Here is a 9,696-nt window from a genome sequence, read left to right as displayed (position 1 = left end):
TACGGCCTAAGGCCATTTATACCGCTAAGCAAAGGTTATTTTTCTTTTAATTTCCAGCGCTTATGTAACCACAACCATTGTTCTGGGTGGGCTAAAATAATGCGTTCCAAAGCCTGATTATAAGCAAGCGTATTACGATAAATCGATTCTTGCGTACTACCATAGTCTTGCCATTTGATCGGCTCATGAAACTCAAGCACATGACGTCCATCAGGTAACCGGTAACCTGCCGCAGGAACTACCGGTACCCCGGTGTGGCGCGCAAAGCTTGCCAGACTGCGATAAGTTCCAGCTTTCTTGCCAAAAAATTCGGCTGCAATACCATCACGATTCACTATCGACGCATGTTGATCTAAAACAAAAACCACAGCGTGATTTTGATCCAATGCATCACAAACTTGTTGCAGTGAATTTTTCTTGGGAATCACATTTAACCCTGCCCGGTAATAACGGCCAAACAAGATGCGCTCCAAGGTTTTATTTCCCAAGGTGCGGCGGATAAAATGAAATTGCCCTTGAAATTGCTTAAAATTGAGAATCCCGCCAAGCGGTGCAAATTCCCAATTCCCAAAATGACCCGTTAATACCAACACCCCTTTATTTTCGGCAGCAATCGCCAACAAACGCTCGTACCCGCGTACTTCCACACGTTCGCTAAGTTTCTGTTCGCTCATAAAACGCAACTGAATTGCTTCTTTGATGGAGGTAGCCAGATGCGAATAAAATGCTTTAGCAAGATGGGTTTGTTGCGCGATAGTCAAGTGCTGACCAAACACTTGTGCAATATTAGCCATAATTACCTTACGGCGATAAGGTAGATAACGGTATAAGAAGCGCCCGCTCCATGATAAGGGCAAGCTATTAATCTTATCAGCTAATTCAGTCACAAGCTTTGATCACCAAACAGGCATTCATACTGGCAAACCCACGATTGATCATGACAGCCTGTTTATTACCTTGTAATGAACGATGATCAGCGCTTATATTCAATGGCTCGCAAACAGAGGCAGCCTGATTGAAATTGGCGATACCAGGAACACAATCGTTACGCAAAGCATAGGTTGTCAATACCGTATCCAAAACACCGGAAGCACAAAGCGTATGCCCCATGGCCCATTTAAAGGCAGTAACCGGTATAGGGTTATCACCAAAAACATGCTGAATCGCTATGGCCTCACTGTCATCTGATTTGCTATTGCCATTGCCATGAGCCACTAACATACCTACTTCGGAGGAATTAACTTGGTAAGTTTCAAGGGTATTCGACATCAGGTCAGCCAAATGGTTGCCTTCTGCTTCAATAGAAAAAAGCCCGGATGCCTCACTGGCAGACAAACCTCCGACAATTTCTCCATAACAAGTCGCAGAACGCGCTTGTACACTTGCTTCACTTTCAAGAATCAATGCAGCGGCCCCCTCGGCCAAGACAGTCCCATCATGTTCTTTATCAAAGGGCTTTAAATGATTTGCACTCATGACTCCCAATTTTTCATAATAAAAGAGTGCCTGGGGTTCTATCCCTATATCGTAGCCAACGACTACTGCTCGTTCAGCCTGTCTCTGCCTAATCGCATGATAAGCCTCTAAAATAGCCTGTGTGCCACTCACTGCGTGGTTAGTGATATTGTGGTTAGGCCCTTTAAAACCATAGCTAATACCGGTATAAGCCAAAACATTATTAGGTAAAATGCGCAGTAACCACATAGGATGCACTTCATTAAACAGCTGTGTAGCAAACTGCTGCATATCACTCCCTGTTTTGGCGAGCAAAGGCAAAAAATCATATTGCTGAAAATATTTATTCCCGGGCGAGCCAACATACACGGCAGTTTGATCATTAAACGATTCTGTAGAAGCCAGCGTTTCACGGTAAGGAAGAAGCTGGCTATGATTGATGGCTTGCATCGCCGCATTAATGCCCATAGCATCCTGGCGCGAAATAACTTTTATTAGTTTGCGATCCGGGAGCATCTTGGCGGGTTGAAAATTCTTCAGTTCCCCCCCCAAACGGTAGTCCCAAGTCGATAAATCCCATTGACTGATTTCACCGATACCGCTTTGACCGGCAAGGAGTGCATCCCAGGTACTGTCAGCCGTTTCACCACAAGCAGTTAAAGCACTTAGTCCCGTAATAAAAACACGATTGGCGTTACTCATTTACCAGCTCCTTCAAATTCGGGATGCTTGAATAGCAAACAGCTATTTGAACCGCCAAACCCAAAAGAATTGGATAGTACCACACCTAATGATTTTTCGCGTGGACCATCAACGACATAATCCAGGTTACAATCAGGATCGGCTACCGTTAAATTGGCTGTTTTGGGAACTTGTGCATGTTGAATCGATAAGACAGACAAGACAGCTTCCAATGCCCCAGCAGCCGCAATCAAATGACCTGTCTGGCTTTTTGTAGAGCTGACTGGTAATTGATAGGCCTGTTCCCCAAAAACTGCTTTAATTGCATTCGTTTCACTTAGATCATTCATTTTAGTTGAGGTTCCGTGGGCATTGATGTAATCAACATCACTCGCTTGCACACCCGCATCTTGCAAAGCCCGTTCAATCGCTTGGATAGCGCCATCGCCATTTGGATGGGAATCCGTAATCCGATAAGAACTTAACGAGTTGCCTTCCCCCGCCAATTCAGCATAGATTTTTGCGCCGCGAGCCCTTGCCTTGCTCCACTCTTCCAATATTAGGAAAGCTGCGCCCTCACCCAAGACAAAACCATTACGAGTACCATCAAACGGTCTGCTTGCTGTGGTTGGTGTCTCATTATACGTAGATAAAGCGCCTAACAAGCAGAAACTGGAAAGGCCTAGAGGATTGATCATCGAATCAAAACCGCCTGCCAACATAAAATCAGCTTCACCGCGGCGAATAACTTGCATCGCTAACCCTAAAGCCTGTCCTCCAGAAGCGCAGGCGGTATGCACAGATGTTGCAAAACCTTCAATCCCAAATTCCTGAATAAGCGAAGACAAACCTGAGTTTGAGGTTGTTTTTCCAAAATCAACCAACCTATAAAAATCCCGGGTATTATCCTGCAATTGACTCCAATCGATCTCACCAGTTGTAGCGCAAGTTTGTTGAAACCGTTGCAGATAAGAAAATTCGGCGGTCATCATTCCACTTCCGGTCACCACTCCCCAACGCTTGGCAGTCCGTTTTTCAGGTCGAATTCCCGCATCTGCAAAAGCTTGCTGCGCAGCATCCAGAGCATATTGGGTAAACGGCATGGTAAAACGCTTGTGCTTCCCGCCAGTAGCCAGATTAGATGTAAAACCTTTGACTTCCGCTGCAATATAGGTAGGAAAAGCACTGGCATCAAATTGTCTTATCTCAGCGATACCTGATTGACCTGCCAGCAGATTAGTCCAAGTAGATTGCACATCATTGCCTAAGGGCGATACAACTCCCAGACCAGTAACTGCCACGCGTCTATTTTTCATGTTTCGTACCTTTCGCCTTCATCACTACATCTAAAACACATACTCGTTTACCTGCTACTTCACTGCGATAGCTCAACACCAACTGTTGCTCATCTTGCTGTTTGACTTTGACATAACAGATTAGAACATCGCCGGGGTAAACAAATTCATTCATTTTTATTTTACGGAACTCACTGACCTCATAGGCATTGGAGAAAGAGGCACGTCGCACAAATTCTTGCGCCAAATTCAATTTACACTCCAATAAAATAGTCAGGGGTAAAACGGGTTTGTTGGGGAAATGATCTGGAAAATAAGGGGCAGCCCGAGTGATAGATTTTATCGCACTCAAGCTTACACCTGACTCTGAAGTAAGAATCTGGTCAAACGACATAGGAGCCGCACATTTAGGTAGGCCAGTAATAAGAGTGGGATCAGGTTTTTCGGTAACAACCCCCTCAACAAAACTCTGCGGCGGCCATTCACCGGGTCTATTTACCTCATTAAATTGACGACGCACCTCATCCTGATCAATAAAATCTGCCATAGGCAGCATAGGACCTAAAGCACCATCAATATTGAAAATCACTTCGTCACCAACACGAGCTACGCTATGGTACTGTACAGCAGCATCATCGAGACGCTCGATAAAGGACTCTAACAACAACGTTTCACCGACATAGGCAGGGCGGTGCAAGCAGGCACTTGCAACAACCCCGGCAACAGGTCTTGACGTGAAATCATTGCAAAACATGGTATTCCAGGCTGCTAACTGTCCCAAAGTCTCGCCAATCAGAGAAGGCATAAAACAGAGAGGGCCTTCAGCACTTGGACAAAGGTAGGTATCATCCTGCGTAATGTGCTTTATCCCCCGCACCATTTCACCGGGGGATAATTGCAGGATTCTATCAACAAATAAAAAGCGCATTAGGCGACAGTTTCACAAGCGTTTTGCTCGCTGACAGCGACAACAACCAGCTTACAAAAGGTTTCTACCGTAAACAGCATAGGAATTTCATTGACCTTCATGTTAGCCTTGAAATGTTCAGCAGGTACTTCACTTAAATAATTTTTAAGTGCCTGCATCCCTTGTGCGGTTAATACGCCACCTTTCTCAAATTCATCTTCCGCCAAATCGCCACGAGCATTTTTCTCTAATTGACCCCGTGGTATTTTGATAGCGAATTCTTTTTCTAACTGAAAAACCAAATCGAGAAAATCGATAGATTCAGCACCTAAATCGGCAATCAATCGACTGTTTAAAGAGACTTCTTCTTCGTCGATAACCAGTACGTCAGCGATAATTTCCCTCACCTTGGGGTATACGCTATCTACATTCATGTTCTATCCTCAGAGCTCAGCTAGTTCAAAAAACTTCAGATTGTATCACAAACTTTTAGCGCTCAGCTACGTCGATATACATTAAATGTATACAATTTATACAAACATGAGGTTTATAGAAGAATTTTTTTTGTTAGCATGAAAATAAAGAGAGAATGAAGCATAATTGGGAACTGTTATTTGCAACCCTCGGCTTTTTTAGCGCCAAAGGATTCTGATTAATGCTTAAAATAATAACAACAAGCTTATTAAGCCTGGTTTTGCTGCCTTTCTCACAGAGTTTACCCGCCGCAGCCTTACCATCCAGCCCAGCAGTGACTCTCCCCTCAGCCAACCAACAAAATAACGAGTTTCGCGACGCAGTCATCCAGTATGTCCGCTCCATTGCAGCCTCTAAACTCTTTAATACCACTCTACCAAACGCTCAAATACTGGATAAACGGTGGGATACACAATATGCGCATAGATACTGGTATGTGAGTGTAATCGCCTATTTTCAAGGGCAACAACTAGGTGTGGGGACCGCAAATGAAGCCTCGTTATCCAAAACGATTGCAAAAGCAACAGAGCGTGCTTTGGAACAAAGCCGCTTAAAGCCTATTGGTACGAAGGAATTAGCAGCCTTTCGCTTCCAGGTTATTTTTGACTACCCACCCCGCCGTTATTATTCCTTCATTGAAGACAAGGGAAAAGGATTGGAATTACAAAGCAATCGGGTAGTAATACGCTATTTAGACGGCGATTTAATTAAACAACAGATTTATTCCAGTCAACATTACCTACTTAACAACATGCATCCGCAATTACATGGCTTTTATAAAAAATACGATGTAGCAGAAGACAACCGCGGCAGCAAATTACACACCATTTATAGTGCCTCAAGTTTATATACCCTTTTGAAAATTTACCGGTTGAATAAAGATCCACAGCTGGAAAAACACTTCAAGGCAATCGCTGCCTTCCTGCTCGGGATGCAAGTCACACAAGGAAAACAGGCAGGTAGCTTTTATTATTCTTATGATATTAATACCAAGGAAAAAACTTGCTTTCTATCAGTTGGCACTACGTCCAAAACGATTTTTACGCTCTTGGAACTTTACCGTTTTTATCACGAGGAAGCTTACCTCAGTGCTGCTAAACGAGCAGGAGATTGGTTATTAACGATGATAATGGATAATGGCCAAGTGATATCTGGGGTGCGTTGCAAAGGAGACAATTGGCGTTTTAACAAAAAGCAATCCTTCCTCTATTCCGGGCAAGTGCTCTCCGCCCTTTCGCGTCTTTACTTAATCACTAACGATCAACGTTATTATGATGCGGCCACTAAAATCGCACAGTACATGACTATTGCAGCAAATAAACAAGGTGATTTTGTTGGTGATGATTTCCGTGCCCCCAATACCATATCGACCAGCTGGGTTCTAATGGCATTAATCGACTATAGTAAAATCAATAACGACTCTCTCTATCGCGAAGTAATAGACAAAACTGCGTCAGCAATTTTGGCAAGGCAAATCTACGATCCAAATGATGCTTACAACCATGGGCGTTACCTTGACACGATGGCCACAAGCGGCAATGGCTGGATTAATGAAGTGATGGGTGAATTACATCAATTTTGTCTTAACCAAGGCCTGTCTAATTGCAAGCAATACCGCGATGCAATTATCTTAACTACCCGCTGGCTATTGCAAAATGCTTACACGGAAGCGAATAGTTACGACATCCGAAATCCTTCTCAGGCCATTGGTGGTTTTATGCGTGATTTTATCAGCCAAAGCATACGTACAGATGCTGTTTGCCACGGTGTGAATAGCTTAATCACACTATTGACTATCATTGACCAACAAAATCAGCGCCTGGTAACTCTGGCCGAAAAACCTTTTAATGAAACAATAGGTTTGCTGCGTATCGGTAAAGTCCCTTAGGCGTAACCAATAACGCCTGTCTGGCATTTATCCTACGCGGCTATATCCTGCATCAACAAATAAAGTATGCCCATTAATCATTGCAGCCTCAGGTAAACAGAGCAGATAAATCGCGTTTGCTACATCCTGGGGAGTTAATGGTCGCGCAGATAAGGAGTGCGCTTGATATTCATCAAGCAGCTGCTCACGGTTAGGGAAATGTTTTAAGGCGTCCGTATCAACTACCCCAGCTGAAACCGTATTCGCTGTGATGCCATATTCGGCAAGCTCAAGCGCTAGAGAACGTACCAGTGCTTCCAGCGCCGCCTTAGACGCGCCAATGAAGGCATAATTAGGAATAGCCCGTTCAGCCCCCAGGCTTGATAAGGCCACCACACGGCCTCCCTCTGACATCAATTCCCGGCCTTCTGATACTAAATGATTCAGGGCCAAGGCATTCGTTTCCATGCACCAACGCCAATGTTTAGTCGACATTTTCAACGCGGGTTTTAAAACACCACTCGCTGCATTACTAATCAAGAAATCGAGCCTGTTAAAATGTTCGCGGAATTTCGTATACATTTCTTTAACTGATTGATGATCAGCAACATTAGCTTGGATAGCGATGGCTTTGCGCCCTAAGCCTTGTAGTTCTGTTAATAAGGCTTGCGCTTCATCAGAACTGTTATAATAAACAATAGCGATATCACATCCAGCTTGCGCTAATTTCAATGCGGTAGCCTTTCCAATGCCACGTGCACCGCCTGTAATTAAAGCTACTCTATTGGCGAACTGCAAAGCCATTCCAATTTCCTCTCGTTTAAAAATGCCTCAAACTACAGCGAATCAGATAGTCTGTCAATCGCAGTCGGCCATTGCCCTATTTTTAGCGAATTAATTAACAAGATCTATGATATTCTTGTCTCTCAGGCGTTAACTTTGTACCATCAGCACATCGTATTATGGGCATACAATTATCAATGAAGCATTCCTCCTGGTTCAACAGTGTTTTACCTATAGCAGCTATTTTTTCATTCCGCATGCTGGGATTATTTATGTTAATTCCTGTTTTTACCGTTTTTGCCGCCCATCTTCAAGGAGCAACACCTGCTCTCATAGGTTTGGCACTAGGAAGCTATGGTTTAAGTCAAGGGTTATTGCAAATGCCTTTCGGCATGTTATCTGATCGTTATGGGAGGAAACCGCTATTAACTATTGGGTTGCTACTCTTTGCCAGCGGTAGTCTCATTGGTGCTTTGAGTCACTCAATTTATATGATGATACTTGCCCGTACTTTACAAGGAACCGGAGCAATTGGCAGTGTTTTAATTGCCTTACTCGCAGATTTGACTCCCGATGAACAGCGTACAAAAGCAATGGCCGTTATTGGAATGACCATCGGCTTGTCATTTAGCCTGGCGATGGTAATCAGCCCAGCAATTACTCATCATTATGGCTTACCAGGTATTTTCTATCTCACTACTGGATTGGCTTTCTTGGGTTTATTTTTGCTTCATGGAGTCATACCAACACCGAAGAAAGAACGATTTCATATCGATAGCGAAGCCAACCCCTCTCTCTTCAAAGCGGTTATCCATAACAAACATTTACAGCGCCTCAATATGGGAATTTTTTTCCAGCATTTTATTTTAACTGCGACTTTTTATGCCATTCCCATGATACTCCAGGAGCAACTCAAGCAAGGCCATTTGACACATCAATGGCACTTCTATTTGCCATTAATGATCTTGGCTTTTATTTTTATGGTTCCTTTTATTTTACTTGCCGAGAAAAAACGGCAAATGAAGCCTGTTTTCATAGGCTCTGTATTAGTTACCAGCCTAACCCAGTTTCTCCTCGCGTTCTCCAACCAATATTGGCTCTCCCTGTTTGCGTTAATGTTTACCTATTTTCTGGCCTTTAATATTCTCGAAGCAAGTTTACCCTCACTGGTGTCCAAACAAGCTGATGCCAATAGCAAAGGGACTGCAATGGGAATTTATTCTTCCAGTCAGTTTTTAGGTATCTTTGCCGGCGGGGCACTAGCTGGAATACTTTACCAATGGGCAGGTGACAAAGGCATCTTTCTTACCAATGGGCTTTTAGCGCTTCTGTGGCTGTTTATTTCTTTTTCTATGCAACCCCATGCTTATTTATCAACCCTCATTGTGAATTACCCCGCGAATCTGAAAAGAGGAGAGGATGAACTCATACAGCACCTTAAAAAACTCCCAGGCATTAAAGAAATCATGCTAGCTCCGGAAGAAAAAGTACTCTACTGCCGCCTGGATAAAGCTATTTATCAAAGTGGCAGCATTGAAAAAGTATTACAGGAATTCTCCTGAATCTGCTCCAAACGGCAGCAAAATAGATCAAGGCTAATTCGACAGGGTTAGATAACCTATTAGATAACTTTGATTCCTATTTAATTGCTATTAGATTACCATTAGATTCCTATTTGTTTACTATTAGATTCCTCCTAGATTAGGTATAATTCCTGGTCTAACAACTTTCGCACGCAGGAGAAAAAATGGCCCGTGGGATTAATAAAGTCATCTTGGTCGGTAACGTTGGTTTGGATCCTGAAGTTAGATACATGCCCAATGGTAACGCAGTAACAACCTTATCCATAGCTACCAGTGAAACCTGGAAAGACAAGCAAACAGGTGACAAGCAAGAGCGTACAGAATGGCATCGTGTCGTCTGTTTTAATCGCTTAGGCGAAATCGCTGGTGAGTATGTCCGTAAGGGTTCTAAACTCTATGTTGAAGGCAGCCTGCGTACTCGCAAATGGCAAGATCAGCAAGGGCAAGATCGCTATACGACTGAAATCGTAGCCACTGATATTCAAATGTTAGATAGTAAAGGCAGCTCAGGCAATTATGACGAGATGTCACCACCGCCTGCCCAACAGCAGCAAGGTAGTCCAGCGCGTAAACCACAACCAGCGGCTCAGTCTGCTCAAGCAGCGCAAGATGCTTTTGATGAATTGGACGACGATATACCATTCTAACTTT

At 43.6% G+C, this 9,696-nt stretch carries 9 protein-coding genes; 3 read left to right on the top strand and 6 right to left on the bottom strand.

Annotated elements, in window-relative coordinates; all coding sequences use genetic code 11:
- Positions 1 to 35: 35 nt before the first annotated feature.
- From Lfee_RS12350 to Lfee_RS12330, 5 genes are read right to left on the bottom strand one after another with little or no spacing between them, the layout of a single operon-like run.
- Positions 36 to 887, bottom strand: a complete 852-nt coding sequence (locus Lfee_RS12350) for a lysophospholipid acyltransferase family protein (RefSeq protein ID WP_058447287.1) — start codon at positions 885 to 887, stop codon at positions 36 to 38.
- Complete coding sequence (locus Lfee_RS12345; RefSeq protein WP_058447285.1) at positions 880 to 2,157, bottom strand: beta-ketoacyl-[acyl-carrier-protein] synthase family protein; 1,278 nt, start codon at positions 2,155 to 2,157, stop codon at positions 880 to 882. The genes Lfee_RS12350 and Lfee_RS12345 overlap by 8 nt, the downstream gene beginning before the upstream one ends.
- The gene (locus tag Lfee_RS12340; protein WP_058447283.1) at positions 2,154 to 3,452 is read right to left on the bottom strand and encodes a beta-ketoacyl-[acyl-carrier-protein] synthase family protein; all 1,299 of its coding nucleotides are present in this window, start codon (positions 3,450 to 3,452) and stop codon (positions 2,154 to 2,156) included. The genes Lfee_RS12345 and Lfee_RS12340 overlap by 4 nt, the downstream gene beginning before the upstream one ends.
- Complete coding sequence (locus Lfee_RS12335) at positions 3,442 to 4,359, bottom strand: hotdog family protein (protein WP_058447282.1); 918 nt, start codon at positions 4,357 to 4,359, stop codon at positions 3,442 to 3,444. Before Lfee_RS12335 ends, Lfee_RS12340 begins: the two co-directional genes overlap by 11 nt.
- On the bottom strand, positions 4,359 to 4,772 hold the full coding sequence (locus Lfee_RS12330; RefSeq protein ID WP_058447280.1) for an acyl carrier protein: 414 nt from the start codon (positions 4,770 to 4,772) through the stop codon (positions 4,359 to 4,361). Before Lfee_RS12330 ends, Lfee_RS12335 begins: the two co-directional genes overlap by 1 nt.
- 221 nt (positions 4,773 to 4,993) lie before the next feature.
- Here Lfee_RS12330 and Lfee_RS17700 point away from each other — a divergent pair, with 221 nt between their 5' ends.
- On the top strand, positions 4,994 to 6,700 hold the full coding sequence (locus Lfee_RS17700; RefSeq protein WP_058447278.1) for a glycoside hydrolase family 76 protein: 1,707 nt from the start codon (positions 4,994 to 4,996) through the stop codon (positions 6,698 to 6,700).
- 27 nt (positions 6,701 to 6,727) lie between these two features.
- Here Lfee_RS17700 and fabL read toward each other — a convergent pair whose 3' ends face one another.
- Positions 6,728 to 7,483 (bottom strand): enoyl-[acyl-carrier-protein] reductase FabL, encoded by a 756-nt coding sequence (gene fabL / locus Lfee_RS12320; protein ID WP_058447276.1) that lies wholly within the window; start codon positions 7,481 to 7,483, stop codon positions 6,728 to 6,730.
- A gap of 176 nt (positions 7,484 to 7,659) precedes the next feature.
- Here fabL and Lfee_RS12315 point away from each other — a divergent pair, with 176 nt between their 5' ends.
- The gene (locus Lfee_RS12315) at positions 7,660 to 9,024 is read left to right on the top strand and encodes an MFS transporter (RefSeq protein WP_058448016.1); all 1,365 of its coding nucleotides are present in this window, start codon (positions 7,660 to 7,662) and stop codon (positions 9,022 to 9,024) included.
- Positions 9,025 to 9,209: 185 nt separating this feature from the next.
- The gene (gene ssb / locus Lfee_RS12310; protein WP_058447274.1) at positions 9,210 to 9,692 is read left to right on the top strand and encodes a single-stranded DNA-binding protein; all 483 of its coding nucleotides are present in this window, start codon (positions 9,210 to 9,212) and stop codon (positions 9,690 to 9,692) included.
- Positions 9,693 to 9,696 lie beyond the last annotated feature (4 nt).

This window comes from Legionella feeleii (assembly GCF_001467625.1).
In the GTDB taxonomy this organism is placed as follows: Bacteria; Pseudomonadota; Gammaproteobacteria; order Legionellales; family Legionellaceae; genus Tatlockia; species Tatlockia feeleii.
The sequence above is the reverse complement of the archived record's forward strand: the minus strand, read 5'-3'. Positions and strand labels throughout refer to the sequence as shown.

What these genes read in the sequence shown, in the direction of transcription:
- Lfee_RS12345 (WP_058447285.1), bottom strand. Translation starts at nt 2,157, where the DNA reads ATGAGTAACGCCAATCGTGTTTTTATTACGGGACTAAGTGCTTTAACT.
- Lfee_RS12340 (WP_058447283.1), bottom strand. Translation starts at nt 3,452, where the DNA reads ATGAAAAATAGACGCGTGGCAGTTACTGGTCTGGGAGTTGTATCGCCC.
- Lfee_RS12335 (WP_058447282.1), bottom strand. Translation starts at nt 4,359, where the DNA reads ATGCGCTTTTTATTTGTTGATAGAATCCTGCAATTATCCCCCGGTGAA.
- Lfee_RS12330 (WP_058447280.1), bottom strand. Translation starts at nt 4,772, where the DNA reads ATGAATGTAGATAGCGTATACCCCAAGGTGAGGGAAATTATCGCTGAC.
- Lfee_RS17700 (WP_058447278.1), top strand. Translation starts at nt 4,994, where the DNA reads ATGCTTAAAATAATAACAACAAGCTTATTAAGCCTGGTTTTGCTGCCT.
- fabL (WP_058447276.1), bottom strand. Translation starts at nt 7,483, where the DNA reads ATGGCTTTGCAGTTCGCCAATAGAGTAGCTTTAATTACAGGCGGTGCA.
- Lfee_RS12315 (WP_058448016.1), top strand. Translation starts at nt 7,660, where the DNA reads ATGAAGCATTCCTCCTGGTTCAACAGTGTTTTACCTATAGCAGCTATT.
- ssb (WP_058447274.1), top strand. Translation starts at nt 9,210, where the DNA reads ATGGCCCGTGGGATTAATAAAGTCATCTTGGTCGGTAACGTTGGTTTG.